This is a genomic window from Nonomuraea sp. NPDC049646, from assembly GCF_044465525.1.
In the GTDB taxonomy this organism is placed as follows: domain Bacteria; phylum Actinomycetota; class Actinomycetes; order Streptosporangiales; family Streptosporangiaceae; genus Nonomuraea.
The window spans coordinates 1-25952 of sequence record NZ_JBITLU010000007.1; the positions used below are offsets into that span (position 1 = coordinate 1).

Sequence of the window (25952 nt, forward strand, 5' to 3'; positions counted from 1 at the left end):
GGCCGACAGATCCCGTTGAGGACCCAGAGGTCAGTCAGGCCATGGGTCAAACCCTGGCGGGAAGCACTCATCTACATCATCACTGTCAGGCCAGCTCAGGCCCACCGACCACTCTCAGATGTGATCTTGTCAGTGCAAGCCATCCCTTCCATCTCATAGACCGCCTCCAGACCAGCACCAGCGCCGCCACAACCCCTGATCGAGTGCGACCCGCAGGACAAGGAGGCGCTGACGTCGTACCTCCTGACCGTCACTGGCACGGGCGACGACGCGGAGACCCCCAGCCCCGGCACCACGAGCACGCCCCCGGAGCCGGAGTCCCCCGCCGAGTCCCCCACCAAGACGCCCGCCGCGCTGCCGACGGGCGGCGCGGACACCGGCGGCGGTGAGTCAGGCCCCGACGGGCGGGTGCTGGTGGCGACCGGCGCGCTGACCCTCGCCGCCGCATCCACGGGGTTACGCCTCCGCCGCCGTGCGGACGGAACCGGCTCACCTTGCCGCCGCCTTGGATGGCGCGTAGCCGGCCGTAGGGGTCGTAGGTGCAGGTCGAGGGCTGACCATTGGTGACCGAGGCCATCAGGCGGTTGCGGTCGTAGGTGAAGGCGGTCTTCTTGCCGAGGACCTCCTCTTCTCGCACGTTGCTGTTGGGGTCGTGCCCATGCCTGTCCGATGGCCTCCCGCGTCGCCCCTGCCGGTCCACTCTGCCGGACCGGCAGGGGCAAGGTCGCCCGTCCAATTTCACACCGTCCGCCTCCGGCTCGTGCCCGCACTCGTCCGGACTCTCACCGTGCCAACCCCCGCCGTCCCGAAGCCGGACAGCTCTGGAGCGAACTGCCCCGCTTCGCCGCGGTCGGCGCCGAGGCGGCCAGACACGTACGGATCGGCTATGCCCGCGCCTCGCTGCTCTCCGCCTCACCGTGCGGCGACTGGCCATCGCCCGGCAGACGCGCAGCTGTGGCAGAGGACGGAGGAAGCGAGCACGATCATGGGCGAGGTGGGATCGAGCCTGACCGGGAACTGCCGGCCAGGACATGGTTCGTCGAGCCACAGAAGGTGGCTTGGCACCAAGGAAACCGTTTATGTCCCAGGGTTTGATCGGCAGGTCACCCAACCGAATAGGACCAGTTCATAACCTCGTGGGATGCCGAGGCCGAAATGGACTGGCAAGGCTGCCCTGGTCGCCGTTCTCGTCCTGGCCGCCGGTACCGCCGCCGCGCTCGCGGCGATGTTCTTGAGCATGGGCGGCGAGAACGGCGTCCGTACCGAGCCGATCGCCGCGTCGATACACGGCTCGGGCTCGACCGCGCAGAAAGGCGCGATGGACGCCTGGGTCGCCGAGTTCCACCGCATCCATCCGGAACTACGAGTGACCTACGAGCCCAACGGATCGCAGGCCGGCATCAGAGACTTCATTGCAGGGCGCAATGCGTTCGCCGGCTCGAACGTGCCGATGAGCCCCGGCGAGCAGAAAAGGGCCGACAGGCGTTGCGCCGGTCGCGCCGAGCATCTGCCCATGGTCGTCGCGCCCATCGCGGTGGCCTACAACCTGGCTTCCGTCCCGGAACTCAAGCTCTCGCCCGCCACCCTGACCGCCATCTTCACCGGGCGTGTCACCAGGTGGAACGCGCCTGAGATCGCCGCCGACAATCGCGGTAGGCGCCTTCCGGGCACGCGCATCCACATCTTCCACCGCTCCGACGAATCCGGCACCACCCACAACTTCACCGCCTTCCTCAGGGCGGTCGGCCGCTGGCCGCAGCAACCGTCCAGGACGTGGACCGGCGCCGGGCGAGGCGTGCTGAGTTCGAGCGGGATGACAGCGGCCCTCCAGCGCACTGTCGACTCCATCGGCTACGTGGAGTACGGCTTCGCCAGCAGCGCCCGGCTCCCCACCGGCGCCATCCGCAACACCGCCGGGCAGTTCGCCACGCTGTCGCCGGACAGTGCCAGCCAAGCCCTGGAAGGCGCCACGACCGTGGGGCGCAACGGCGATCTGACGGTGGCGTTCGACTATCTGAACATGATCGATGGCGCCTACCCCGTCGTCCAGGTCACCTACGAGATCGTCTGGGCGAACAACCCGGACCCGCTGGTGCGTACCTTCCTCGACTACACGGCGAGCGACGCCGGCCAGTCCTACCTCGCCCTCCATGGATATGCCCCGCTGCCCCGACGGCTGCTGGCCCAGGTCCGCCTCCGTCTGGGGGCCACAAGCTGATCCCGGCGGAGATCGTGCCTTGCCCACCCGTCATCGGTCTCAGTTCTGACGGTTGGGTGAGTTTCGGGGTGTCAGAATTAGCGGCCGCGTGAGACATCAGCAAGGGGGCGTGGACGTACACACCGTACTGCTGGCCGTCGTGGTGGCGACGGCCCTGACGTTCGCCTTCACCAATGGCTTCCACGACATGGCCAACGCCATGGCGACCTCGATCGCCGCCGGAGCTCTCCGGCCACGTACTGCGTTGGCGTTATCGGCGATGCTCAGCCTCGCCGGCGCGTTCCTGTTGCTGAAGGTGGCCGCCACAATCGCCAGGACGTCGTGGACTCCGGCTCCATCACGCTTACCGTGGTCTTCGCCGGGCTCGTCGGCGGACTCGCCTGGAATCTGGTGATCTGGTACTTCCGTCTGCTGTCGAGCTCGTCACCCGCGCTGATCGCCAGCATCGTGGGTGCCACGATGCTGGCAGTCGGTGCCGATGCGGTCAACGGTGGGGCCTGGTGTCGAACGCCGCGATTCCTGCGCTCCTGGCCCCGCCGGCCGCGATCCTGGTCGCCGGGATCATCACATACCTGGCCTATATGATCACACGTGACATACGGTCGACCTGCGCACCTGTGGTTTCAGGTACGGGCAGATCGCCTCCGCTTCTGTGGCCTTGCTGGCGCACGGAACGAACGACGCGCAGAAGACGATATGCCTGATCACTCTGCCCCTGATCGCCGACGCAGCCTCCCTCGAGCTGCAGGGCCGCCTCTGTGGATGATCATCGCCTCTGCGTTGGCGGTCGCCGCGGGCACGTACATCGACGGTTGGCGGATCATCAGAACTCTCGGCAGGGGCATGACGGAGATTCAGCCGCCTCAGGGCTTTGCGGCCGAGTGCTCCTCCGCTGCGGTGGTCCTGATCTCCTCTCCTCGCGACTCACCGTCCGTCGTGGTGCCTGCCAGAGCACCTGCCGAAAGGTCCGGCCGGTCTGTCCGGTACCGGCCGTGGTCCCGACACGTCCGTCGATGGGCCGTGAGGCGGCGCGGACTTGCCTAATGCTCGCGATTCCTTGTCCGATCACGCCTTCCTCAGGAGAGAGGCGGACGCAGGCCCTCGATGATGATCAAGTGACGGCTATGATCGCAGCAGCCTTCGTCCTGAGCCGGTGAGGCACTGACAGACGCGCGAGGTATCCGTGGCCAGCAACGCACTCTTCGGCCGCCGTGCCGAGCTCGAAGAGCTATCCGCCTTTCTCGACGCGGCCCGGCGCCATGGCAACGCGCGGCTGCTGTGGGGTGACCCCGGTATCGGCAAGTCCGCTCTCCTGGCCGCCGCGGCCGAACTGGCCGTCACGACGGGCATGCGCGTGCTGCGGGCGTCCGGGTCGGAGTTCGAGGCCGATGTCAGCTACTCCTGCCTCAACCAGCTGTTCCTGCCGGTCGAAGCCGACCTCCGGCGCCTGCCGCCCGAGCTTCGGGAGGCGTTGTCGGTGGCGCTGGGGTTCGGTGCCGGCGCGCCCACCGACGCGCTCCTCGTCTGCAACGCCGCCCTCCTGCTGGTCAAGGGGGTCGCCGCCGAGACGCCGCTCGCCCTTCTCGTGGACGACGTCCAGTGGATCGATCGGGCCAGCGCCGTCGTGCTGGGCTTCCTCGCCCGCCGGTTGCAGGGGGTCGGCGCCGCGCTGCTGTTCTCTGCCAGGACGGGCGCGGTGAGCTCCGCGGCGCCGCGCGGGTTGACCGAGATGGTCGTCCAGCCCCTGGATCGAGCGGCGGCGGGACAATTGGTCGACGACAACTTCCCAGGCATGCCGGTACGGATCCGGAAACGGCTGCTCGACTTGGCACAGGGCAATCCGCTGGCGCTGACGGAGTTACCCTCGACGCTGCTGGGCGCGACGCATCCGGCGGTGACGCACTCGGAGGTGGTCCCGCTCAGCGATCGGCTCCAGGCGATGTTCGCCGCGCGGATCGCCGACCTGCCCGAACCGACCCGGAGAACGCTCCTGCTGGCCGCGTTCGAGGGCACCGGCGACGTCCGAGTGCTCAGGGCCGCCCTGCCGGACGAGGCCGGGCTGGCTGACCTCGCCCCCGCCGAGCGGGCGCAGTTCGTACGCGTGGACGACGCCACGGCGCGGATCGCGTTCCGGCACCCGCTGATCAGGTCGGCGATCGTGGCCGGGTCCACGCATGAGGAACGCCGTACCGCGCACGTCGCCCTCGCCGGCGCGCTGACGGGTGACCAGGAACGTCGCGCGTGGCACCTCGCCGCGGCCGCCACCGGCCCGGACGAGACGGTGGCGGCGCTGTTGGAGAACTCGGCGCATCGCATCATGCTTCGCGGTGACGCGTTCGCCGCGGTCGCCGCGCTGATCCGGGCGGCCGAGCTGAGCGGGACGAGCGCGGATCGGGGGCGCCGGCTCTCCGAGGCCGCGTACATCGGCGCGGAGGCGAGCGGGGCCATCGACGACGCGAAGACGCTCCTGACGGACGCGCGGCGGGCGGCTCCGGACTCCACCGGCTCGCTGCACGCGGCCAACGCGGCCGCGTTCCTGATGCTCAACGGAGACGGCGACGTCGCCACCGCCCACCGGCTCCTGGTCGGCGCCATCGAGACCGCGGAGCACGGCTACCGGGCCGAGGATCCCGCGCTCGTCGAAGCCATGCACACGTTGATGCTGCTGTCCTGGTACGGGAGCGCCTCGGAGTACTGGGAGCCGTTCTACCGCGCGCTGGACCGGCTGGAGCCACGACCGCCGGACGTCCTGTCGCTGGCGAGCCGGACCTTCCCCGACCCGGTCCGCACGGGGGCGTCGGCACTGGCGAGCAGCCAGGTCATCCTCGACGCCCTCGCGGACGAGACCGACCCAACGCGCATCATGCGGGTCGGCACGGCCTCGGTCTACCTGGATCGGCTGGGCGAGTGCCGCGAGCCCTCCTGGCGGCTGGTCCGGCAGGGACGGGAGGGCGGCGCGCCCCGACGGCACCTCGGCGCGCTGATGCACCTGTGCCTGGACGACTACCTCGTCGGCCGATGGGACGAGGCCGAGGAGCTGGCCCGCGAGGGTCAGCAGGTCTGTGAGACCAGCGGTTTCTCCTTCTTCGCGTGGTACTTCCTGTACAACAGGGCGATCCTCGCCGCCGGACGGGGACGCTTCGAGGAGGCGTACGCGCTCGCCGACGAGATCACCCACTGGGCGCTCCCCCGAGGTGTGGCAGCCGCGGCGCTGTTCGCCCAGCACCCGCGTGCCCTGGCAGCGCTGGGACAGGGAGACTTCGGCGCGGCCTTCCACCACGCGGCCGCGATGAGCCCGCCCGGCGCCCTCGCCGCGTACGTGCCTCACTGCACGTGGGTCATGCTCGACCTCGTCGAGGCGGCGGTGCGGACCGGGCGGATGGTCGAGGCCAGGGCACACGTCGAGGCGATGCGGGCCGCCGACGTGGCCGCGTTGTCGACCCGGATGACGCTGATCCAGGCGGCAGCGGAGTTCCTCGTGTCCGACGACGACGGGACGAGGGCGCGGCTGGAGTCGCTGTTGTCGGGCCACGTGGCGGAACGGTGGCTGTGGGACGCCTCCCGCGTCCGGCTCGTCCTCGGCGAGAGGCTGCGTCGGGACAGGTCGGCGTCGCAGGCGCGCCGGCATCTGCTCGTCGCCCGCGACGGCTTCGCCGCGATGGCCGCCGGGCCCTGGGTCGAGCGTGCGCAGAACGAGCTGCGCGCCGCCGGCCACCGGACGGCCGAGACCTCGTCAGGCGGCCCGGCCGCCCTGACCGCGCAGGAGTTGCAGATCGCCGAGCTGGCGGCGAGCGGCCTGACCAACAAACAGATCGCCGAGCGGCTGTACCTCTCGCACCGGACGGTGGGCGCGCACCTCTACCGCATCTTCCCCAAGCTCGGCGTCACCTCCCGCGCCGGGCTCAGGGATGCTCTCGCACCGGATTCCGAAGCCCCGCGCTGAGCTCGTCGGCCTGCGCCTCCTTGTCCTCCAGCAGCCGCTCCAGCAGGCGCCGGGTGGTGGGGTCGTCGGCCCCGACCCAGCGCACCGCCTCCTGCAACGACTGGACGAGGATCCGCGCCCCCACCAGGTCCTGCGTCACGATGCCGGTGAGATCGCCGTCCTGGAACGTCTGGAAGATGATGCGCGAGCGCGCCGGGAGGTGCCGTGGGTCGTGGTCGGCGGCGAACCCGAGCTGGGCGATGCGGGTCGCGAGCAGCCTCGCGCCGGCGCGGTCACGGTCGGCGCAGCCGTGCAGGAACTCCGCGACCGCCCGGTGCGACGGCCCGCGGACGAGCAGGGCGTGCTGCTCGTACTGCAACGAGGACACGACCAGGCTGGCCAGCAGCACGTTCAGCAGGTGCGCGACCGCTTTCAGCTCGGCCCGGTTCGACGGCGTGACCGCACCGTCGTCCGGGTCGAACAGCGCCCGGTCCCGGACCTCCCGCATGCGCAGGACGGCCGGCGGCTCTGGAGGACTCGTCACGTGTCGATGGTCGGGCACGCGCCCGAGCCGCGCATCTGTCAAATGACCTAACCGCATCGGCGGTTAGGTCATCGGCCGCGATGGGCGTCCGAGGCGGGAGTCGGATGACTGATGTGGCGGCTGCCGGGCGGCGCCCACAGTTGGCTGCGACAGGCACCACCCGTGAGGAGTGATCCCATGACCATCAGCCACGGCTTCCACGCCGCCATGACCGCGCAGCCGGGCAGGGGCGACGACCTGGTCGCGGCCCTGCTCGACGCGCCGTCCCTGCCGAACGAGGACTGCGTCGTCTTCCTGGTCGGCCGTTCGGCCGGCGATCCGGACACCGTTTACGTCACCGAGGGCTGGGTCAGCCGGGAGGCCCACGCCCGGTTCTTCGCGACCAGGCAGGCCCAGGCGTTCGCCGCGGCCCTCCAGCCGCTGCTGGCCGCCGAGGCGCGGTACGCCGACGAGATCCCCGTCGGCGGCAAGGCCGTCCTGTGAACGAGGAGACCACCATGCCCCGTCCCGGCCTCGACCCCGAACTACGCGCGTTCCTCGCCGGCCTGCCTCCCATGCCCGAGCTCGACGCGGAGGTGCTCGCCGAGCTGCGCAGGCTACCGTCCACGCCGGTCGACGCGCTCCTCCGGGGCCGCGCCGCCGGCCACCGCGAGATCACCGCCCCGGTCCCGATGTCGATCTTCACCTCGGCCCGGACCAGTGACGCGCCGGCCCCGTGCGTCTACTGGGTCCACGGCGGCGGCATGGTCATGGGAGACCGCTTCTCGCAGATCGACATCCCCCTGGACTGGCTCGACCTGTTCGGTGCCGCCGTCGTCTCCGTGGAGTATCGGCTGGCGCCGGAGGCCACCGGCACGATCCCGGTCGAGGACTGCTACCAGGGCCTGCTCTGGGTCGCCGAGCACGCCGGCGAGCTGGGCATCGACCCGAGCCGGATCATCGTTGCGGGAGTCAGCGCCGGCGGTGGCCTGGCCGCCGGGCTCACCCTGATGGCCCGCGACCGGGGCGGGCCGCCGATCGCCGGGCAGGTGCTGATCTGTCCCATGCTCGATCACCGCAACGACACCACCGCCAGCCGCCAGTACTCCGGCGCGCCCGGAGTCTGGACCCGCGAGATGAACGCGTTCGGCTGGCGGTCGCTCATCGGCGGCGGCGAGGTGTCCGGCTACCTGTCGCCCGCGATCGCCGACGACCTGTCCGGCCTGCCGACCACCTACGTCGACGCAGGGACGGCGGAGGTGTTCCGCGACGAGGACGTCGCGTTCGCCACCCGGATCTGGGCCGCGGGCGGCCAGGCGGAGCTGCACGTCTGGGCGGGCGGCTTTCACGGCTTCGACGCGCTGTGCCCCGGGGCTCGGGTCTCGGTCGCGGCCCGGCGTACCAGGAACGACTGGCTCGCACGGGTGCTGGGCACGTCTTCCGGAGCCGTCCGGTGAGCGCCCACGACCGCGCCGCGTTCCTGCACGAGTTCGCGCGCGCCCCCTTCACCGTCGGCGCGGTCGCACCGAGCGGCGAGCCGCTGGCCGACCTGATCACCTCGCCTGTCACACGTGACGGTGACCCGCTGGTCGTCGAGGTCGGTCCGGGCACGGGCGCGTTCACCGCGGCGATCCAGCGCCGGCTCGGCGGCCGTGGCCGTCACCTGGCCGTCGAGGTCAACGAGCGGTTCGCGCGGCGTCTCGCCACCCGGTACCCGCGGATCGACGTCGCCGTGGCCGACGCCCGGGACCTGGGCGAGGTGCTCGCGGCGCGCGGCCACCACCGCGCGGACGTCATCGTGAGCGGACTGCCCTGGGCGGCGTTCACCGCTGACCGCCAGCACGACCTGCTCGACGCCCTCACCGGCGCCCTCGCCCCGCACGGCGCGTTCACCACGTTCGCGTACGCGCACACACGATGGACGCCGCCGGCCCGGCGGTTACGACGGTCCCTGGGCGGCCTGTTCGACGAGGTCGTGGTCAGCCGGACGGTGTGGGCCAACGTGCCGCCCGCGTTCGTCTACTTCTGCCGCCGGCCCCGTGTCCCGGCCCTGGCCCTCGATTAGATGCGGCAGAAGACTTCGCCGGCCGGCGAGGACCACCGGGCGACGCCCTTCGAGTTGTTCTTCGACCTCGTCTACGTCTTCGCGATCACGCAGCTCACCGGCTCCATGGCACGCGAGCGCGACGCCGACGGCGTGTTCCGGGGGCTGCTGATGCTGGCGCTGCTGTGGGGCACCTGGTCCGGCTACACCTGGCTGGGCAACCATTCCCGGGCGGACGGCGGTCTGCTGCGGGGCGGGATGGTCGTCGCGATGGCGGCGATGTTCGTGGTCGGCCTGACCATCCCGGAGGCGTGGGACGGCGGGCCGGGCGCCTTCGTGCTGGTGGGCGCGTACCTGGTGGTGCGCTGGGTGCATCTCGTGGTCTTCGCCGTGGCCGCGGACGGTGACACCGGGCTGCGCCGTCAGATCGCGATCACCTGGCTGCCCATGACGGCCGGCGCGGCGCTCCTGGTGTCCGGGACGCTGCTGGGCAACCGCACGCAGGTGCTGTTGTTCACGATCGCCCTGGTGGTGGACTGGGTCGGCATCTATCTCACGGCCAGGAACGGCCACTGGCGGCTGCGCAGCCCGGCGCACCTGACCGAGCGGCACGGGTTGTTCCTGATCCTGGCCATCGGCGAGTCGGTCGTCGCAGTCGGTGCCGGGGCCGCGGGACGGCCCGTCAACGCGGCGCTGCTGCTCGCGGCCGTCCTCGGCATCGCCGTCGCGGTGTGCTTGTGGTGGCTGTACTTCGACGTGGTGGCGGGCGCGGCAGCGCGCAGACTCGGCCGCGTACGTGACAAGGAGCAGGTGGTCCTGGCCGTCGAGGCCTACACCTATGGGCACTTCCCCATCATCGCCGGCGTCCTGCTCACCGCCCTGGGCATCGAGGGGGTGGTGGCGCACGCCGGTGAGGGTGAGCCCTTGGGCGTGTTCTCCGCGCTCGCGCTCCATGGCGGTGTCGCGCTCTACCTCGTCGGACATCTGCTGTTCAGGCTCCGGATGCATCACACGCTCGGCCGCCGTCGACCGGCCGCGGCCTGCGCCGTCCTTGCCGCCACCCCGGCCACTTCGGTCCTCCCGTCGCCGGCCGGGCTGGTCGGTGTGGTGGCCGTCCTGGCTGCTCTGATCGCCGTCGAGAGTGCCCGCGGTGCAAGCAGGAATGGGCAAGGACGCGCCAGTCTTGTGGATCGTCCGCCCGCCGCAGGACTGATTACGTAGCCCCGAGAGAGGAAGGGCGATGACAGACCAGCACCGCAGTGTGATCTCGCTCCAGGTCAACGGCGTGCCGCACCGGCTGGACGTCGACAACCGCACGACCTTGCTGGACGCGTTGCGCGAGGACCTCGGCCACACCGGTCCCAAGAAGGGCTGCGACCAGGGCCAGTGCGGCGCGTGCACCGTGCTCCTCGACGGTCGGCGGCTGGTCTCCTGCCTGACGTTGGCGGTGGCCGCCGAGGGCGCCGAGGTCACCACCGTCGAGGGACTGGCCGATGACGGCGAACTGCTGCCGCTTCAGCGGGCGTTCGTCCGGCTCGACGGCTTCCAGTGTGGATATTGCACGTCCGGGCAGCTCTGCTCGGCTGTCGGGATGCTGGCCGAGCACGCGGCGGGCTGGCCCAGCGCGGTCACCGCCGACGTGTCCCCGGACGGCCCCGCGCCGGTGCTGGACGCGGCGGAGGTGCGGGAGCGGATGAGCGGCAACCTGTGCCGCTGCGGCGCTTACCCGTCCATCGTCCGGGCCGTGCTGGAGACGGCTGCCGAGAAGGAGAGCGCGGGATGAGGGAGTTCGCCTACGAGCGCGCGGCGGACGTCCGTGACGCGCTGATCGCGGCCGGCGGCGGCGCCCGGTACCTGGGTGGGGGCACCAATCTCGTCGATCTGATGAAGGCGGGGGTGGAGGCTCCCACGAGGCTGGTCGACGTACGGCGGCTGCCGCTCGCCGGCGTCGCCGAGGCGCCGGACGGCGGGCTGGTCGTCGGCGCCACGACGACCAACAGCGACCTCGCCGCCCACCCCGAGGTACGGCGGCGCTATCCGGCGCTGAGCCAGGCGGTGCTGGCCGGCGCGTCCGGTCAGCTGCGCAACATGGCCACGGTGGGCGGCAACCTGCTGCAGCGAACCCGGTGCGCCTACTTCGCCACGCAGGTGTGCAACAAGCGGGTCCCCGGCACGGGTTGTCCCGCGATCGCCGGTGAGCACCACAACCACGCCATCCTCGGCTGGACCCGGAGCTGCGCGGCCACTCATCCCTCCGACATGGCGGTCGCGCTGCTGGCGTTCGACGCGGTCGTGCGGTACGAGACGCTCGACGGCCCCGGGGAGATCCCGCTGGCGGAGTTCTATTTGCCGGTCGGGGACACGCCGGACCGCGAGACGGCGCTGCCGCCGGGAGCGTTGGTCACGGCGGTGGTCCTGCCGGGGAGCGCGGTGTCCCCGCGCTCGCGCTACCGGAAGGTACGCGAGCGCGCGTCCTACGCCTTCGCCACCGTCTCCGTCGCGGCGGCGCTCGACCCGGACGAGGGCTCGGTGCGCATCGCTCTCGGCGGGGTCGCGTCGCGGCCCTGGCGCGCCCGGACCGCCGAGGCGTTCCTGCTGGACGCGCCCCTGTCGGCCGAGGCGTTCCGGGCCGCCGCCGATGCCGAGCTCGCCGCCGCCGAACCGCTGCCGGGCAACGGTTACAAGGTGCGGCTGGCCGGCAATCTCATCGAGACCGTCCTTGAGGAGCTCCTGCCATGACGAACGCGGTCGGGGCGGCGCGGCCGCGGATCGAGGGCCGGGCCAAGGTCACCGGCGCCGCCCTTTACGCCGCCGACGTGCCGATGCCGGGCCTGGCCTTCGGCGTGGTCGTCCTGGCTGCCGTGTCCCGGGGCCGCATCAGGGACGTCGGCGTCTCCGCCGTCCAGGACATGGACGGCGTGCTGGGCGTGATCGACCACCGGAACGCGCCCCGCCTCGACCTGGAGGCGGGCGGCTTCTTCGGCCCGGACGGCCAACTACAGCTGCTGCAGGACGAGGTGATCCCCTTCGCCGGCCGGCCCGTCGCGCTCGTCGTGGCCGAGACGCTTGAGCAGGCCCGGGCGGCGGCCGAGGCGCTGCCGGTGACCTACGACGAGGAGCCGCACGACACGGTCTTCTCCGCCGATCACCCGGCGAGCCGTCCGGCGGTGGCGATCTTCGACGAACCCGTGGACGTCGGCGACGTGGAGGTGGAACTGGCCGCGTCCTCGGTGGTGGTCGAGGGGCGGTACCGCACTCCCGAGGAGCACTGCAGCGCGATGGAACCGCACTCGGCGACCGCCTGGTGGGAGGGAGGGCGGCTGGAGGCGATCGACTCCGACCAGGCGCCGTTCTCCATATCCCGCACTCTGGCGACGCTGTTCTCGTTGCACCCGGACCTGGTACGCGTCCGCACCGAGCACGTCGGCGGCGGCTTCGGCTCCAAGGGGCTCTGCGGTCCGCAACTGATCCTGGCGACGATGGCCGCGCTGCTGTTCGGCCGGCCCGTACGGGTCACGCTCACCCGTCCCCAGGTGTTCCTGGCGACCGCGATGCGGCCCGCGACCGACCAGCGGATCCGGATCGGCGCCGACGCGGACGGCCGCCTGCGGGCGATCCACCACGAGGCGGCGTTCGAGATCTCGCCGCTGGTGGAATACCTGGAGGGCTGCACCGAGCTCACCAAGACGCTCTACGCGGCGCGGGCGATCCGTACCCGGCTCAGCGCGGTCCCGCTCGACATCCTGCCGCCGTACTCGATGCGGGGGCCGGGGGCCGCGCCCGGGTCGTTCGCCCTCGAATCGGCCATGGACGAGCTGGCGGAGCGGCTGGGCGTGGATCCGCTCGACCTGCGGCTGCGCAACGAGCCGAAGGTCGGTCCGGTGTCCGGGCTGCCGTTCAGCAGCCGCAACCTGGTCGCGTGCCTGCGTGAAGGCGCCCGCAGGTTCGGCTGGGACACCCGCGATCACCGGCCGCGGCGGCGGCGGGAGGGAGCGCTGCTGGCCGGCACGGGGCTGGCCGCGACGTCGTTCAGCGCCGGTGCGTTCCCGTCGTCGGCCACGATCACCGCCGAGCCGGACGGGACCTTCACCGTGGCCATCGGCGCCACCGACCTCGGCACCGGCGCGCGCACCGCGCTGACCGCGATCGCCGCCGACGCGCTGGCGGTCGGCACGGACCGGATCCGGCTGCGGATCTCCGACAGCGGCCTCGGTCCCGCGTGGGGCGCGGGCGGTTCCCGGGGGACCACGTCCTGGGGGTGGGCGATCATCGAGGCCGCGGAGAAGCTGCGCGCCCAGGGCTGCCGCGGTACGGTGACGGCCGACACCACGGGGTCGCTCGGCGGGTTACCGGCACGGGAACGGCATTCGTTCAGCGCCGTGTTCGCCGAGGTGACCGTCGATCCGATGACGGGCGAGGTGCGCGTACGCCGGCTGCTCGGGATGTTCGCCGTGGGCCGCGTGGTCAACCCGCTGATGGCCCGCAGCCAGGTCGTCGGCGGGATGATCGGCGGGCTCTCCATGGCGCTGCACGAGGAGGGCCTGCGCGATCCGGTCTCCGGCCAGCACGTCAACGCGGACTTCGCCGGGTACCACATCGCCGCGCACGCCGACGTGCCCGACATCGAGGCCGATTGCGTACCCGACCACGAGCCCGGCATCCCCATGGGCGTCAAGGGCGCCGGCGAGATCGGCAACGTCGGCACGGCCGCCGCGATCGCGAACGCCGTCTGGCACGCCACCGGGGTCAGGCAGAGATCCCTGCCGATCCGTCTCGATCGCGTGCTGGAGTGAGGCGCCCGGCGTCCTGGCTCGGCGGCATGCCGAACTGGCGACGGTACTCGCGGCTGAACTGCGACGGGCTGGAGTAGCCGACACGACGGCTGACCCCGGCCACGTCGCCCGGGGCCGCGGCGAGCTGGAGCCGCGCCTGCTGGAGGCGGATCTGCTTCTGGAACTGGATCGGGCTCATCGCGGTGACGGCCTGGAAGTTGCGGTGGAAGGCCGAGACGCTCATCCCCGCCAGTCCGGCCACGTCCTCGACGGCGAAGGGCTGCGCGTAGTGGTCGCGGATCCACTGCACCGCGCGGGCGACGTGGCTGAGGCTGCTGTCGGGAAGCCCGAACTGGCGCACGATCGCGCCCTGGTCGCCGGTGATCAGCCTCCACAGGATCTCCCGTTTGACCAGCGGCGCGAGGACGGTGATGTCACCGGGCCGGTCGAGCAGGCGCAGCAGGCGGACGACGGCGTCGAGGAGCTCGGCGGAGGCGGTGCTGACCGCCAGGCCGGGCGGCGCGTCGTCACCCAGATGCGGCAGGTCGTCCGGGTCCGCCTGCAGCAACACCTCCGCGATTGCCGCCGGATGCAGGGTGAGCCCGACCCCGAGCCCGGGGCGTTCCGCGCCGGCTTCCGCGAAATGGGCGGTCACCGGCAGGTCGATCGAGGCGACGAGGTACTGCCCTTCGCGGTACTCGTACAGGCGGTCGCCCAGCGCGAACCGTTTCGTGCCCTGGGCGACGAGCGCCAGCACCTTGCCATAGGTCGTCGGCGTCGGGGGCCGGGGGCGCTCGGCCTTGAAGATCAGGACGTCCTCGATGGGCGTGCCGAGATCAGGCCGAGCGTGGCGGTTGAGGAGGTCGCGCAGCTCGTCGAGGGCCATGATCCCATCCAAACACCGCGCGAGCTCCGGCGACAACCAGGCCGAAGCTTCAGGGATGTCGCATCGACGACGGGACGGTGCGCGAGCCCGAATCCGAGGAGGTGGGAACGATCAGCCGCGCCATCTGAACGAGGTGGAACGGCGGCTCTTCTCCTACGCCGATCGGCTCTGCGCGCTCGTCTCCAAAGGAAGGTAGTCGTCGACTCTGAAGAGATGCACTCGAGGCATGGAAAGCGTCCCTGCCCCGGTCTTCATCATGGGCCCGGTGACGATGACACGGAGCTTGAGGTCATGCGCTTCCACCGCGGTGTGGTAGGCGTCCCCTCTCAAGACTATCTTGACGGGCCGGACCCGGTTACCGACCAGGGCCTTCACCTTGACGACGCCTTCTTCGTCGTCCGGATCCCGATCGAGGGAGCTGACGAACCCGTAGATGACGGTGTCCTCCACTCTGACATGGTCACGAAGGAGGTGGCCGATCTCTCTGATGGCTCCTGCTGCTTCCGTCGGGAACTCGACGGTGTCACCGCCCGCCCGCGGCGGGGCCGCCGTCAGGGCCCATTGGAAGGTGATGTCCAGGTCACTGCCATTCGGCGCGGAGACCATCGCCGCCAGGGCGGCGCACGCGTCGGCCGACAATCCGGCGACGACTGCACGGTTCAGATCTTCCTTCGGCGGTATCCGTTCCCTGACGACAGCCAGCTCGTGTATCTCGCGCAGGACGTCGGCCATGATGCCGGTGACGCGCCTCGGGAAGTAGTTGATCTCCGATTGGACGTCGATCAACGGTTCCTGGTCGCCCTCGATGATCACGGGCTTCATGACACCGATCGGACTGACGATGGGGATGATGAAGCTGCCTTCCCGTGTGTGTCCCATACCGACGCAGGGGTGAGACAGGCGACCGGCCGTCAGCGGGGCAGATGTCGGCCGCTGCGAGAGCGCGCCGCCTCTCTCAGCCTCCTGGCTCATCCGACTCAAGCGGGGTACACCTGCCGTGGGATCACATTGCGCGATGCCGTCACACCCACAGGCCCGTGCGATCGCACCTTCGCACAGATGATCAACCACCAGGAAGAGATCGACCGATGGCCGTCAGCAACCTTGTTCTCATCGCCGGGGCCGGCGGCGTAGACCGCACGGTCCTGGACCAGTTGCGCGCGCAGGACGTGCCGGTACGCGCAATGGTTCACCGGGACGATGACCGTGCCGCGGACCTGCGTGCGCGGGGCGCGGAGGTGGTCGTCGGCGATCTGACCCGGCCGGAGACCGTCGCCGCCGCGCTGGAAGGAGCCGGGCGGATGTACTTCGCGATGCCCGTGTCGCCGGACCACCTGCTGGCGGCCACCGTGGTGGCCACCGTGGCGAAGGCGCAAGGGGAACTGACGGGCCTGGTCGACATGTCGCAGATGACGGTGTCGCAGATGACCGCCACCAGCACTGCCGAGTCGCACCAGCAGCGGCTGCACTGGCTGGCGGAGCAGGTGTTCGACTGGTCCGGCCTGCCGGTGGTGCACATCCGGCCGACGTCGTTCCTGGACAATCCGCTGTTCACCACACTGGCGGCACGGTCGATCCGGGAGAACGGCACGATCGAGCTGCCGTTCGGCACCGGGCGCACCTCGCCGATCGCCGTGGACGACGTCGCCCGGGTGGTCGCCACCGTGCTGCGCGATCCCGTTCCGCACGTGGGGCACGTCTACGAGCTGACCGGGCCGCGCACGGTCGACATGACGGAGATGGCCGAGGAGTTCTCGCGGGCCTTGGGGCGTACCGTGTCCTACCTGGACGTCCCCCTGGACCGGTGGCGGGCCGAGGTGCTTGCCAAGGCGGGCCTGCCGCCGCACACCGAGGAGCACATCGCCACCATGGCCCGGCTGCACCGCGAGAACCGTTACGACCGCGCCTCCGACGACGTCGAACGGGTGACCGGCGCGCCGGCCGGGACGATCGAGGTGTTCGTGGCCGCTCGCCGGGACTTCTACCTGGGCTGAACCGCCCGCAAGGTCGTCACCTCGCGCGACGTCCTGACCTCGCTCGTCTCGTCGCCCAGTGGCCGGCCAGGTCAGGACCAGGGGTCGCCACGGGCGCGAGACATGGCGACGGCACGCGATCGTGAACACGTCAGTTCCCCACCACACCCAGTTCGAGGCGCCGTCGCAGGACACCGTGGACTCGTCCCGGCACAACTTGCCGGCCCGGCCGCCTCGGATCCTATTGCTCACAGGAGACGTCATGGCCTTCTCCTTCGCCACGATCCGGACCCGGCTGGAGGATGGCGTACTTTCCGCCACCCTCGATGCCGGCCCACTCAACCTCCTAGGCGCCGACCTGGTCCGCGACCTGGTCACGCTCGTGGACACGCTGCACACCGACCCCGGTGACGTGCGCGTCGTCGTCATCGACAGCGCCTCCCCGGATTACTTCTCCGCGCATGTGGACCTCGCGGCGGTCCCGCAGTACACGGCGGAGGCGGCGAAGGCCGGCGGTCCCGGCGACGCCTCACTGGGGATGCTCCTGCACAAGCTGGCACACGTCCCGGTGATCACCATTGCCAAGGTGAGGGGCCGGGCCCGCGGGGGTGGCAACGAACTCGCCCTCGCCTGCGACATGATCTTCGCCTCGCGCGAGAGGGAGACCCGACCCGCGCCATCCCCCTGCACGAACGCACCCTCACCGACTGCGAGCGGGTCCTCGGCCCCGACCACCCCATAACTCGCATCGTGCGAGGCAATCTCGAGATCGCGCGGAACGCACCTGCCCGGACGTCGTCAACAGGATGGAGACGGTGGCTTTCGGAACGACTGCGGAGCCGTTGATCGTGAAGAGGCGAGCGCCCTCTTCAATCAACCATCAGCCCCGTTTGGGGCTCATGGCAGTCTAATTACCACCACCCCAAGTAGCGGCTCGTCGGAGCCATAGGAGTTCCGGGCCTCTGCCGCACACTCGCAGCACGAGGCGGTTCCTCAAAGCAACCCGCCAAGTTACTCATGGGTACCGCCAACGGCTGTCCACAGGCTCCTCAACCCCGGAAAAGGACACTGCGCCTGCCGATAATTACATCCGCCCAGGTCAGGGCACTGTGAGGGTTTTGTGCGGCGTACGCGAGCGCCGGTCACCCGGGAGACGGAAGCACGTACGGCCGGATGATCCGCTGTGCTCCTACGCTTGGCCTACCTGACCGTCACGAACGCGTTCACCGCGCTGCGGTTGCTCCCCATGGGCGATCGAGACAAGGACATCGAGATCCTCGCGCTGCGCCACCAGATCACCGTCCTTGAACGCCAACTCGGGGCCGACACCAGAGTGCGATTCGCGCCCGAGGACCGAGCCTTCCTTGCTGCTCTCCTGACCTCGCTGCCCCACGGGGTCCTGCGCCGGCTGCGGCTGCTCACCCGCCCGGACACCGTCTTGCGCTGGCATCGCGATCTGATGAAACGGCGTCGCGCTCGTACCTGTCGGCCGAAGCGGCCTGGCCGCCCACCCACCGTCCGCTCGATCCGTGCCCTCATCCTGCGCCTGGTTCGGGAGAACCCTGGCTGGGGCTACCGACGGGTGCATGGTGAGCTCACCACCCTCGGTATCAAGGTCGCGCCGTCCACAGTGTGGGAGATCCTCAAGCAGGCAGGGCTTAATCCGGCGCCCGAGCGGGCGTCCACCACGTAGGCCGACTTCCTACGCTCCCAAGCCGACGCCCTGCCGGCCTGTGATTTCATCGAACCATCACCCTCAACGGGCAGCGCCAGTAGATCCTGGCCATCATCAAGCACACCACCAGACGCATCCGCGTGCTCGGCACCACCGCTCATCCGAGCGCCTGCGGCGGCGGCCCGTCACCGGCACCCACGTCGGCCGCCGAGCCGGCCTCGCAACCGGTAAGCGCGCCGCCCTCCGCGGCGGCGGGCCGCACGGTCCTGCTGGTCTACTTCTCCCGGCCCGGCGAGAACTACCACTACGGCGGCCGCCGCACCCTCAAGACCGGCAACACCGAGGTCCTCGCCCAGATGATCAGCGAGCGTCTGGACTGCGACACCTACCGCATCCAGCCCGCCGCCCCCTACCCCGACGACTACGAGCAGACCGTCGCCCGCAACGTCCAAGAGCAGGACGCTGACGCTCGCCCCGCCATCGCCGGCGCCCTGCCCGATCTCGGCCTCTACCGGGTTGTGCTGCTGGCCAGCCCTATCTGGAACGTCCGCGCACCCGTGATCATGACGACGTTCACCGACCGGTTCGACTTCACCGGCAAGACCATCCGCCCCCTCACCACCTTCGCCATGAGCGGCCTGGGCACCACCGAAGCCGACTACGCCGCCTCCTGCCCCGGCGCCACCCTCGGCGAAGGCTTGGCCGTACGGGGTGAAACCGTCGCTGACGCCGGCCCCGACGTCGACGCCTGGCTCCGCCGTACCGGCCTGCCCCGCACATAACCCCTTGTCTGGGCAGCTGGGGACGCGTTCGGTTGGCGAGCGGAAGGCGGTCAGAGCGGTCAGGCAAGCGCGCCGGGAGCGGCGTCCTAGGCCAGCACCCGATAGACGCTGGCCAGCGACGGGTGGCGGCCCTTGTTCTTGCCGGCGGGGATGACCAGTTTGGCCGCGATCCCCGGCACCGACACGCCTCGCGCGCGCAGGCTGCGGGCGTAGGCCGCCATGTCGTCGTCGAACACCTTCGGTCGGCCGCCGTGACGCCCGCGCTCGCGTGCCGAGGCCTGGCCCTCCAGCGACTTCTCCCGGATGTACTCACGTTCAGACTCGGCCATCCCGGCGAAGAACGCGAACAACGCGGCCCCGTGCCCGCTCGGGTCGTACACGCCCTGCAGTGGGCCGGTGAGCAACTCCAACTGGATATCGGCCCGCCGCAGCTGTTCGGCGATGGTCAGCAGCTCGGCCGCGCCCCGCCCCAAGCGCTTCATCTCATGCACGGTGAAGATCACCCGCTGATGCGGGACCGCCGTCTCGATGGTGCGGGCGAAGTCCATCGCCTTGGTGAACTCCGGCCGCACCTTCACGCGCGTGCTGATCTTCTCCGAGAAGATCGACTCACACCCCGCTAGGCGCAGGGCGTCGATCTGGCTCTGCAGCTCCTGCTGCGCAGTACTGCATCGGGCGTAACCGACCCGGGTGGGCGTGGCCCTGGCCCGGGTGGCATGGGTATCGGTGGTCTCGCGCGCCGGGCCCGTCCCCCATGGCCCGCCGGGACCGCGGTCGGCGGGCGTCCTCACCTCCAGCTCTGCCCGCAGGTGCGGCACCAGCATGAAGCGCGGCGTGTGGTACTTCGGCGCGACCTTGCCGCCCCGGGTCCGGCAGGCGCTTCCGGCGGGCACCTTGCACGTCGGGCAATCGAAGCCTTCGACCGCGGCCGCCGGATCGGCAAGATCACACATGTCGCAGAACCTACCGCGCGCTGTTGTGAGAACACGGTTTTGCGAGAGGTTATAAGAACGACGTGCGAGGACGAACCGGACACCGTCTGGCGGGTCGGCACGGCGTGTCAGAACTCGTCATTTCTGAGAACACTCAGAGTAGTCATTGTCACAGAGAGCTACTTTTGGGGCTCGTCGCACGAACCCGAGTGGCCCCGAGTTGTACGGAGGGGCCACCCGGCGCTACGAGAACGGCCGGCATGCGGGATTCGACAGGCTGCCGGTACGCATGGCAAACGCGGTGACGGCGCGTCGCCGCTGACCGCCCATCACCCCGATGCCGGGAAGCTTTGCCCAGCGCTCGTCCTACCCCGGTCAGGCCCGCCGCCCAGGGCGGCCACGGTTCGGAAGCCGCAGTTCCCGCTGCTGGAGGCCGGGGTGTTGGCCGAGCGAGCGGCGACGCGGTAGCGGTTGCAGTAGGAGTCGTGGCAGAGGTAGGACCCCCCCCTGATCACCCGGCGGTCCCCCGCCTGGGGGCCGCGGGGATCGACCGAAGGTGACTCTTCGTAGTAGGTCGCGCCGAACCAGTCGGCACACCATTCCCAGACATTTCCCGTCATCTCATACAAGCCGAAGCCGTTGGGCGGGTACGAGCGAACGGGAGCGGTCGCCAGCCAGCCGTCCTCTGCCGTGTTGTCGGAGGGGAAGCGCCCCTGCCAGATGTTGCACATCCACGCGCCCCCCGGGTTCAGCTCCTCCCCCCACGCGAAGCGCTGCCCTGACAGGCCGCCGCGCGCCGCGTACTCCCATTCGGCCTCGGTGGGCAGCCGCCTGCCCGCCCACGCGCAGTACGCGGCGGCGTCGTCCCACGACACGTGGACCACGGGGTGATCGGGCTCGGCTCGTGACAGCGGCCCGAAGGGGTGACGCCAGTCCGCGCCGCAGACCACGACCCACCACGGCACCGCCGGATCGATCCCCAGCACGTCGTGGCGCGAGGCAGCCAGGGCGAGGCGGAAGACGGAGGACGCGCCCGCGCGTTCGGCCTCGGTGCGGTATCCGGTGTCGCTGACGAAGGCCGCGAACATCTCCACCGTGACCGCGGTGACGTCGACGCGGAAGGGCTCCAGCCGTACCTCATGGACGGGAGTCTCGCCGTCGGCGGGATAGCCCTCGCCGTGGGCGTCACCCATGAGGAAGGACCCGCCGGGAAGCGGCACGTCGTCGTGCGCGACCGGGGCGACCGACGGGGTCACGGGCGTCGGGGGCCGCGGCGCGTCACCGGTGGAGGGGCTGCAACAGGTCATTGACGGCTCCATGGGCAGAGTATATGAATCAACTCACATAAGTGCATCCGCACATAGGAGATAGTCGGTGAGATTCGAGTTCGTCCTGCTCGCTCTGCTGAGCATGCGCCCCTACAGCGGCTACGACCTGCGCAAATGGGTCGAGACCGAGGGCCAGTTCGTGCGCTCGCGCGCACACCACAGCCAGATCTACCGGCTGCTCAGCCGGATGGTGACGGACGGCTGGGTGGAGTTCGAGGTGGACCCGCGCGAGGGCAGACCGGACGCGAAGGTCTACCGCCTCACCCCTCGGGGGCGCGAGGTCCTGATGCAGTGGGTGCGCTCGCCGTACGAGCCGACCAGCCGCTTCCAGGACGCCGACTTCCTGACCCGCTTCGGCTTCACGGTGGCGCTGGACCGCCAGGCGGCACTCCGGATGATCGACACCGAGCTCGGCTACCGGCGTGCGCAGATCACCCGCAACCGTGACCGCGGCCGGACGATGCGCTTCGAGGATCCGCTGCCCGAACTGGACCAGGAGCTGGCCCAGGCGACCTTCGACCGCCTGCACGAGTACGGCGCGGCCGGGGTGGACCGGTGGGTGGCATGGCTGGAGGAGACCAAGACATGGCTGGAGGCCAGATGAGAGCGATCATGGTGATGTTCGACAGCCTGAACAGGCACATGTTGCCGCCCTACGGAGGTGACTGGACGCACGCGCCGAATTTCGCCCGCCTGGCGGAGCGCGCCGCGACGTTCGACAGCTGCTACGCGGGATCGCTGCCATGCATGCCCGCGCGCAGGGAGCTCCACACGGGACGCTACAACTTCCTGCACCGCAGCTGGGGCCCGCTGGAGCCGTTCGACGACTCGATGCCGGAGCTGCTCGGCCAGCACGGCGTCTACACACATCTGGTCAGCGACCACTACCACTACTGGGAGGACGGCGGCGCGACCTATCACAACCGCTACACCACCTGGGAGTTCTTCCGCGGCCAGGAGGGCGACCCCTGGAAGGGCCACGTGGCCGATCCGGAGATGCCCGAGGACGTCAAGCGCATGCGCCGCGACGGCTACCGGCAGGACTGGATCAACCGCCAGTACATGGACACCGTGGAACGCCACTCGCAGACGCGCACCTTCGACGCGGGACTGGAGTTCATCCGCACCAACGCCGACCAGGAGCGCTGGTTCCTGCAGATCGAGACCTTCGACCCGCACGAGCCGTTCTTCAGCCACCAGCGGTTCAAGGACCTCTACCCGCACGACTACGACGGCCCGCACTTCGACTGGCCCGACTACAAGCGCGTCACCGAGACCCCTGACCAGGTGCGGCACGCCCGGTACGAGTACGCGGCGCTGCTGTCGATGTGCGACCACTCGCTCGGCCGCGTGCTCGACCTCATGGACGAACTGGACCTGTGGGACGACACGCTGCTCATCGTCAACACCGACCACGGCTTCATGCTCGGCGAGAAGAACTGGTGGGCCAAGTGGGTGCAGCCCTGGTACAACGAGCTCGTGCGGCTGCCGCTGTTCGTCTGGGACCCCCGCACCCGGTCCGCCGGCGAGCGCCGCGAAGCCCTCGTGCAGACCATCGACCTGGCGCCCACCCTGCTCGACTACTTCGGCGTGGAGATCCCCGACGCCATGCAGGGCCTGCCGCTGCAGGCTGGCCCGGTACGGCAGGCCGGCCTGTTCGGCGCGCACGGCGGCCACGTCAACGTCACCGACGGCCGCTACGTCTACATGCGCGCCCCCGCCACGGCGGACAACGCGCCCCTGCTGGAGCACACGCTCATGCCCACCCACATGCGCGGCCGCTTCTCCCCCGCCGAGCTGGCCGACATGGAGCTGGCCGAGCCGTTCCCCTTCACCAAGGGCGTGCGGACCGTGCGCGTGCCGGGCCGGAGCTTCATCAACCCCTTCCACATGGGCACGCTCCTGTTCGACCTGGAGACCGACCCCGAGCAGCTCGAACCGATCGTCGACGACGAGGTGGAGCTGCGGATGGCCGCGCTGCTCGTCGAGGCGATGCGGGCCAACGACGCCCCGCCCAGCCAGTTCGAGCGGCTCGGCCTGCCGGAGACGGGCGAGGTCACCGCCGACCACCTGCTCGTGCGCGCCCAGCGCGCGCAGGCCACGAGCTTCGCCGCGCCGCTCCCCACCCCGCAGGAGTTCCCCGAGGGCAGGCTGTCGGTGCGTGACCCGCTCAGGACGCTGATCGCCGATCCGCAGGCCGCCGACGTGCTGGCCAGGCATCTGCCGGGGATCGTCGACAGCGAGATCCTGCAGTTGGTGGCCGGGACGCCGCTGCTCGACCTGGCCGCCATGGCCGGCGGCTCGTTCCCCCCGGCGAAGGTCCGGGCCATCGCCGAAGAGCTCGCCAAGCTCTGACTCTGCCGCTGGTGGCGGGGCGGCATCCCCGCCACCAGCTTCAACACCCTCTCCTCCCACACAGAAAGAGGTGGCGTCATGTCCAAGAATATCGAGGACGCGCCCGTCATCATCCGGGGTCGCTGGCGGCAGTTATCGCTGCTCGGCGGAGCCATGCTCGTCGACAGCACGGAGGCCAGCCTGGCCTCGGCGCTCTTCCCCGTCATCAGGCAGGCGCTCGGGCTCTCCCTCGGCGCGCTCGGCGTCCTCACCGCAGCCGGCAAGATCGTGGGCGCGTTCAGCGGCCCGCTGTGGGTCTGGGCCGCCCGGCGCTGGTCGCGGCGGGCCGTACTGGCCGTCTCCATCGGCCTGTGGGGCGTCTGGGGCATCGCCGCGGGCTTCTCCCAGAACTTCGCCCAGCTACTGATCTTCTTCACCATCCTGGCAGCGGGATACGCCGCGGCCCACCCCATCGTCACCGAGATCATCGGCGATCTGTTCGACCAAGCCTCCCGCGGCCGCGCCGTCGGTCTCCTGTACGGTGTGCTCGCCCTGGTGGCCTCCGTCCTCGGGCCGATCAAGGGGCAGCTCGCCAACGTCGACGACGGCTGGCGGTGGGGCCTGTGGGGCATCGGCGCCTTCAACATGCTGCTCGGAGCGGCCATCTGGCTCTGGTTCCGCGACCCGGGCCGTGGCGCGACCGAGCCCCGGCTGGCCGGGCTGGACGCGCGTACCCGCGAAGGAGAGCTCACCTGGAGCCGCGCCCTGTCCCTGCTGCGCATCCCCAGCTTCCTCATCCTGCTGGGGTCCCGGCTGCTGTCCGGGCATCTGCTCCTCGGAGTCTTCGCCGTGGTCTTCCTCGTCGACGTCTACGGCTACACCACCGCCGTCGCCTCGGTCGTGCTCTTGCCGTACGGCGTGGGCTACTTCCTCGGCAACTTCGCCGGCGGCTTCATGGCCGACTGGGCGGTACGGCGGAGCCCGCGTCACGGCCTCGTCGCGGTCCTGCAGGGCGCCCAGTTCGGCTTCGCGGCGGCCGCGTTCATCGGCACCCAGTTCGACCTGGGCTCCATCGCGCTCTTCTCGGTCTTCTTCGCGCTGATGGGCGGCATGCAGGGCGTCAACCCCGGCATCAACCGGCCGATGGTCATGGCCATCACCCCGCCCGAGCTGCGCGGGTCGGCCTTCACCGTCTATATCAACATCTTCGAGGCCATCGCCTGGGCCGTCTTCAGCCTCGGCGCGGGCTTCCTCGGCGACGTGATCGGGCTCCAGGTGGTCTTCCTCTGGGTGCTCGTGATCCTGATGCTGGCAAACGGCGCCTTTCTCAGCCTGCTCTACCGGACGTACACGCCCGACGCGGAACGCGTCCAGCAGGAGCTGCAGGCCCGGCGTGAGCAGGCGGTGCAGGACGCATGATCAGCCGCATCGTGACCACCGCCCTCCTCCTGCTGACCGGCTTCCCCGTCGAGACCAGCTACACCGCCCCCGGCCCCTGGGCCGTGACCACCGCCCAGGTCGGCACCGCGTACCGCCTGCACTACCCGGCCGACCTCGGCGCGGGCGGCTTCCGCCACCCCGTCGTCACCTGGGGCAACGGCACCAACACCACGCCCGAGGATTTCCCCGGAATCTTGAACCAGCTCGCCTCCTGGGGATTCGTCGTCATCGCCGCCACCTCGGGCTCGACCGGCTCCGGCACCGAGATGCTCGCCGGCGTCCGTCTGTTGGAGGACGCCGACGCCGATCCCGCCAGCGTGTTCCACGGCAAGCTCGACCTGACCAGGGTCGGCGCGATCGGTTCCTCCCAGGGCGCCATGGGCGCGATCAACGCCGCGAACCACTCCGGCGGCCTGATCAGGGCGGTCGTCGCCGTCTCCCTGCCCGCCCCCTGGGCCGCCGCCACCATCGGCGAGATGCACGTGGAGGAGCTCACCTGCCCGGTCTTCTTCGCCAGCGGTGGCCGCGACCTGCTGCTGTCGCCCTACCGGGCCGTCCAGGCGTACTACGACAGCGTCCCCGGACCTGCCGCCATGGCGATACTCAAGGACGGCTCCCACACCATGATCAAGGGTGCGGGGAGCGGGCCTCTCGGATACGTGACGGCGTGGCTCATGTACACGCTCCAGGACAACCCCGAGGCTCGTACGGCCTTCGTCGGCTCCCCGCCCGAGCTCGACACCAACACCGCCTGGGAGAGGAGTGCCCAGAAGAACCTGCAGTGACGGACGATGTCGCCGCGACTGCCGAGCAGTATTGCCATGTTGTGACCCATACGTACCGCTCCCGAACATAACTCTGGCCTTCGGGCGGTCGCAGCAATCTGAGTGGAGGGCCTAGCCGAGCCGCACGAACGCGGCAGCCGCGATCTTCGAGTGTTGCAGTAAGGCCCGGAGCAGTAGACCACCACCGGGGCCGCCCGATCCGGCGCCACCTGCCCGGCCAGCTCGGCCGACACCTGGTCGGGCACGTTGCGCGCGCGGGAATGTGCTCGGTGGGGAAGGCATCGGCCGGCAGGGCCTCCACCAACTGCACGGCCCCAGCCTGCAGCGCGAGCAGGTCC

26 protein-coding genes are annotated in these 25952 nt (G+C 70.4%); 21 read left to right on the plus strand and 5 right to left on the minus strand.

What is annotated here, in order from left to right; genetic code table 11:
- Positions 1–1141: 1141 nt before the first annotated feature.
- The 5 genes from pstS (at position 1142) to ACIBQ8_RS21210 (ending at position 6161) form a co-directional block, all read left to right on the plus strand.
- A complete protein-coding gene (pstS, locus tag ACIBQ8_RS21190) occupies positions 1142–2218 on the plus strand; it encodes a phosphate ABC transporter substrate-binding protein PstS (protein WP_397192764.1) in 1077 nt (358 codons plus the stop codon).
- 109 nt (positions 2219–2327) lie between these two features.
- Positions 2328–2612 (plus strand): inorganic phosphate transporter, encoded by a 285-nt coding sequence (locus tag ACIBQ8_RS21195; RefSeq protein ID WP_397192765.1) that lies wholly within the window; start codon positions 2328–2330, stop codon positions 2610–2612.
- Positions 2609–2803 (plus strand): hypothetical protein, encoded by a 195-nt coding sequence (locus ACIBQ8_RS21200; RefSeq protein ID WP_364344043.1) that lies wholly within the window; start codon positions 2609–2611, stop codon positions 2801–2803. Before ACIBQ8_RS21195 ends, ACIBQ8_RS21200 begins: the two co-directional genes overlap by 4 nt.
- Before the next feature lie 177 nt (positions 2804–2980).
- Positions 2981–3262 carry an inorganic phosphate transporter gene (locus ACIBQ8_RS21205; RefSeq protein WP_397192766.1) on the plus strand — a complete coding sequence of 94 codons (282 nt, stop codon included), beginning with the start codon at positions 2981–2983 and terminating at the stop codon, positions 3260–3262.
- 139 nt (positions 3263–3401) lie between these two features.
- Positions 3402–6161 (plus strand): helix-turn-helix transcriptional regulator, encoded by a 2760-nt coding sequence (locus tag ACIBQ8_RS21210; RefSeq protein WP_397192767.1) that lies wholly within the window; start codon positions 3402–3404, stop codon positions 6159–6161.
- On the opposite strand, the gene ACIBQ8_RS21215 is transcribed toward ACIBQ8_RS21210, so the two are convergent.
- Positions 6121–6684, minus strand: a complete 564-nt coding sequence (locus tag ACIBQ8_RS21215) for a ferritin-like domain-containing protein (protein WP_364344052.1) — start codon at positions 6682–6684, stop codon at positions 6121–6123. The two genes, ACIBQ8_RS21210 and ACIBQ8_RS21215, sit on opposite strands and share 41 nt — an antisense overlap.
- Before the next feature lie 177 nt (positions 6685–6861).
- On the opposite strand from ACIBQ8_RS21215, the gene ACIBQ8_RS21220 reads away from it, so the two are divergent.
- The 7 genes from ACIBQ8_RS21220 to ACIBQ8_RS21250 are packed head-to-tail and all read left to right on the plus strand — an operon-like array spanning position 6862 to position 13500.
- Positions 6862–7167 carry an antibiotic biosynthesis monooxygenase gene (locus ACIBQ8_RS21220; protein WP_364344055.1) on the plus strand — a complete coding sequence of 102 codons (306 nt, stop codon included), beginning with the start codon at positions 6862–6864 and terminating at the stop codon, positions 7165–7167.
- A 14-nt stretch (positions 7168–7181) separates the two neighbouring features.
- Positions 7182–8120: an alpha/beta hydrolase gene (locus ACIBQ8_RS21225; RefSeq protein ID WP_364344058.1), complete on the plus strand. Its 939-nt coding sequence runs from the start codon at positions 7182–7184 to the stop codon at positions 8118–8120.
- A complete protein-coding gene (locus tag ACIBQ8_RS21230; RefSeq protein ID WP_397192768.1) occupies positions 8117–8728 on the plus strand; it encodes a class I SAM-dependent methyltransferase in 612 nt (203 codons plus the stop codon). Before ACIBQ8_RS21225 ends, ACIBQ8_RS21230 begins: the two co-directional genes overlap by 4 nt.
- Complete coding sequence (locus ACIBQ8_RS21235) at positions 8729–9928, plus strand: low temperature requirement protein A (protein ID WP_397192769.1); 1200 nt, start codon at positions 8729–8731, stop codon at positions 9926–9928.
- A 19-nt stretch (positions 9929–9947) separates the two neighbouring features.
- Positions 9948–10490: a (2Fe-2S)-binding protein gene (locus tag ACIBQ8_RS21240; RefSeq protein ID WP_397192770.1), complete on the plus strand. Its 543-nt coding sequence runs from the start codon at positions 9948–9950 to the stop codon at positions 10488–10490.
- On the plus strand, positions 10487–11446 hold the full coding sequence (locus ACIBQ8_RS21245; RefSeq protein WP_397192771.1) for an FAD binding domain-containing protein: 960 nt from the start codon (positions 10487–10489) through the stop codon (positions 11444–11446). Before ACIBQ8_RS21240 ends, ACIBQ8_RS21245 begins: the two co-directional genes overlap by 4 nt.
- A complete protein-coding gene (locus ACIBQ8_RS21250) occupies positions 11443–13500 on the plus strand; it encodes a xanthine dehydrogenase family protein molybdopterin-binding subunit (RefSeq protein ID WP_397192772.1) in 2058 nt (685 codons plus the stop codon). Before ACIBQ8_RS21245 ends, ACIBQ8_RS21250 begins: the two co-directional genes overlap by 4 nt.
- Here the strand turns inward: ACIBQ8_RS21250 and ACIBQ8_RS21255 are convergent.
- Both ACIBQ8_RS21255 and ACIBQ8_RS21260 read right to left on the minus strand, forming a co-directional pair.
- Positions 13454–14365, minus strand: coding sequence for an AraC family transcriptional regulator (locus ACIBQ8_RS21255; RefSeq protein ID WP_364344076.1), 912 nt, complete (start codon positions 14363–14365; stop codon positions 13454–13456). The genes ACIBQ8_RS21250 and ACIBQ8_RS21255 overlap by 47 nt on opposite strands.
- 153 nt (positions 14366–14518) lie before the next feature.
- Positions 14519–15187: a hypothetical protein gene (locus ACIBQ8_RS21260; RefSeq protein ID WP_364344079.1), complete on the minus strand. Its 669-nt coding sequence runs from the start codon at positions 15185–15187 to the stop codon at positions 14519–14521.
- Between the two features lie 266 nt (positions 15188–15453).
- Between ACIBQ8_RS21260 and ACIBQ8_RS21265 the strand changes: the two genes are divergently transcribed.
- The 5 genes from ACIBQ8_RS21265 (at position 15454) to ACIBQ8_RS21285 (ending at position 18795) form a co-directional block, all read left to right on the plus strand.
- Positions 15454–16359 (plus strand): NAD(P)H-binding protein, encoded by a 906-nt coding sequence (locus ACIBQ8_RS21265; RefSeq protein WP_397192773.1) that lies wholly within the window; start codon positions 15454–15456, stop codon positions 16357–16359.
- Between the two features lie 241 nt (positions 16360–16600).
- Positions 16601–17080, plus strand: a complete 480-nt coding sequence (locus tag ACIBQ8_RS21270; RefSeq protein WP_364344085.1) for an enoyl-CoA hydratase/isomerase family protein — start codon at positions 16601–16603, stop codon at positions 17078–17080.
- Complete coding sequence (locus ACIBQ8_RS21275) at positions 17023–17184, plus strand: hypothetical protein (RefSeq protein ID WP_364344127.1); 162 nt, start codon at positions 17023–17025, stop codon at positions 17182–17184. The genes ACIBQ8_RS21270 and ACIBQ8_RS21275 overlap by 58 nt, the downstream gene beginning before the upstream one ends.
- 349 nt (positions 17185–17533) lie before the next feature.
- Positions 17534–18031, plus strand: coding sequence for a helix-turn-helix domain-containing protein (locus ACIBQ8_RS21280; RefSeq protein ID WP_397192774.1), 498 nt, complete (start codon positions 17534–17536; stop codon positions 18029–18031).
- Between the two features lie 122 nt (positions 18032–18153).
- Positions 18154–18795 carry a flavodoxin gene (locus ACIBQ8_RS21285; protein ID WP_397192775.1) on the plus strand — a complete coding sequence of 214 codons (642 nt, stop codon included), beginning with the start codon at positions 18154–18156 and terminating at the stop codon, positions 18793–18795.
- 86 nt (positions 18796–18881) lie between these two features.
- Here ACIBQ8_RS21285 and ACIBQ8_RS21290 read toward each other — a convergent pair whose 3' ends face one another.
- Both ACIBQ8_RS21290 and ACIBQ8_RS21295 read right to left on the minus strand, forming a co-directional pair.
- Positions 18882–19748: a recombinase family protein gene (locus ACIBQ8_RS21290; RefSeq protein ID WP_397192776.1), complete on the minus strand. Its 867-nt coding sequence runs from the start codon at positions 19746–19748 to the stop codon at positions 18882–18884.
- 308 nt (positions 19749–20056) lie between these two features.
- Complete coding sequence (locus ACIBQ8_RS21295) at positions 20057–21034, minus strand: formylglycine-generating enzyme family protein (protein ID WP_397192777.1); 978 nt, start codon at positions 21032–21034, stop codon at positions 20057–20059.
- Between the two features lie 67 nt (positions 21035–21101).
- Between ACIBQ8_RS21295 and ACIBQ8_RS21300 the strand changes: the two genes are divergently transcribed.
- The 4 genes from ACIBQ8_RS21300 (at position 21102) to ACIBQ8_RS21315 (ending at position 25614) form a co-directional block, all read left to right on the plus strand.
- Positions 21102–21659: a PadR family transcriptional regulator gene (locus ACIBQ8_RS21300; protein WP_364344100.1), complete on the plus strand. Its 558-nt coding sequence runs from the start codon at positions 21102–21104 to the stop codon at positions 21657–21659.
- Positions 21656–23410 carry a sulfatase gene (locus ACIBQ8_RS21305; RefSeq protein WP_397192778.1) on the plus strand — a complete coding sequence of 585 codons (1755 nt, stop codon included), beginning with the start codon at positions 21656–21658 and terminating at the stop codon, positions 23408–23410. The genes ACIBQ8_RS21300 and ACIBQ8_RS21305 overlap by 4 nt, the downstream gene beginning before the upstream one ends.
- Before the next feature lie 78 nt (positions 23411–23488).
- The gene (locus ACIBQ8_RS21310; protein ID WP_397192779.1) at positions 23489–24808 is read left to right on the plus strand and encodes an MFS transporter; all 1320 of its coding nucleotides are present in this window, start codon (positions 23489–23491) and stop codon (positions 24806–24808) included.
- Positions 24805–25614, plus strand: coding sequence for an alpha/beta hydrolase (locus tag ACIBQ8_RS21315; protein WP_364344109.1), 810 nt, complete (start codon positions 24805–24807; stop codon positions 25612–25614). The genes ACIBQ8_RS21310 and ACIBQ8_RS21315 overlap by 4 nt, the downstream gene beginning before the upstream one ends.
- The last annotated feature ends 338 nt before the right edge of the window (positions 25615–25952 follow it).

What these genes read in the sequence shown, in the direction of transcription:
- pstS (WP_397192764.1), top strand. Translation starts at nt 1,142, where the DNA reads ATGCCGAGGCCGAAATGGACTGGCAAGGCTGCCCTGGTCGCCGTTCTC.
- ACIBQ8_RS21205 (WP_397192766.1), top strand. Translation starts at nt 2,981, where the DNA reads ATGATCATCGCCTCTGCGTTGGCGGTCGCCGCGGGCACGTACATCGAC.
- ACIBQ8_RS21220 (WP_364344055.1), top strand. Translation starts at nt 6,862, where the DNA reads ATGACCATCAGCCACGGCTTCCACGCCGCCATGACCGCGCAGCCGGGC.
- ACIBQ8_RS21225 (WP_364344058.1), top strand. Translation starts at nt 7,182, where the DNA reads ATGCCCCGTCCCGGCCTCGACCCCGAACTACGCGCGTTCCTCGCCGGC.
- ACIBQ8_RS21235 (WP_397192769.1), top strand. Translation starts at nt 8,729, where the DNA reads ATGCGGCAGAAGACTTCGCCGGCCGGCGAGGACCACCGGGCGACGCCC.
- ACIBQ8_RS21240 (WP_397192770.1), top strand. Translation starts at nt 9,948, where the DNA reads ATGACAGACCAGCACCGCAGTGTGATCTCGCTCCAGGTCAACGGCGTG.
- ACIBQ8_RS21245 (WP_397192771.1), top strand. Translation starts at nt 10,487, where the DNA reads ATGAGGGAGTTCGCCTACGAGCGCGCGGCGGACGTCCGTGACGCGCTG.
- ACIBQ8_RS21250 (WP_397192772.1), top strand. Translation starts at nt 11,443, where the DNA reads ATGACGAACGCGGTCGGGGCGGCGCGGCCGCGGATCGAGGGCCGGGCC.
- ACIBQ8_RS21255 (WP_364344076.1), bottom strand. Translation starts at nt 14,365, where the DNA reads ATGGCCCTCGACGAGCTGCGCGACCTCCTCAACCGCCACGCTCGGCCT.
- ACIBQ8_RS21260 (WP_364344079.1), bottom strand. Translation starts at nt 15,187, where the DNA reads ATGAAGCCCGTGATCATCGAGGGCGACCAGGAACCGTTGATCGACGTC.
- ACIBQ8_RS21265 (WP_397192773.1), top strand. Translation starts at nt 15,454, where the DNA reads ATGGCCGTCAGCAACCTTGTTCTCATCGCCGGGGCCGGCGGCGTAGAC.
- ACIBQ8_RS21270 (WP_364344085.1), top strand. Translation starts at nt 16,601, where the DNA reads ATGGCCTTCTCCTTCGCCACGATCCGGACCCGGCTGGAGGATGGCGTA.
- ACIBQ8_RS21290 (WP_397192776.1), bottom strand. Translation starts at nt 19,748, where the DNA reads ATGTGTGATCTTGCCGATCCGGCGGCCGCGGTCGAAGGCTTCGATTGC.
- ACIBQ8_RS21295 (WP_397192777.1), bottom strand. Translation starts at nt 21,034, where the DNA reads ATGACCTGTTGCAGCCCCTCCACCGGTGACGCGCCGCGGCCCCCGACG.
- ACIBQ8_RS21305 (WP_397192778.1), top strand. Translation starts at nt 21,656, where the DNA reads ATGAGAGCGATCATGGTGATGTTCGACAGCCTGAACAGGCACATGTTG.
- ACIBQ8_RS21310 (WP_397192779.1), top strand. Translation starts at nt 23,489, where the DNA reads ATGTCCAAGAATATCGAGGACGCGCCCGTCATCATCCGGGGTCGCTGG.
- ACIBQ8_RS21315 (WP_364344109.1), top strand. Translation starts at nt 24,805, where the DNA reads ATGATCAGCCGCATCGTGACCACCGCCCTCCTCCTGCTGACCGGCTTC.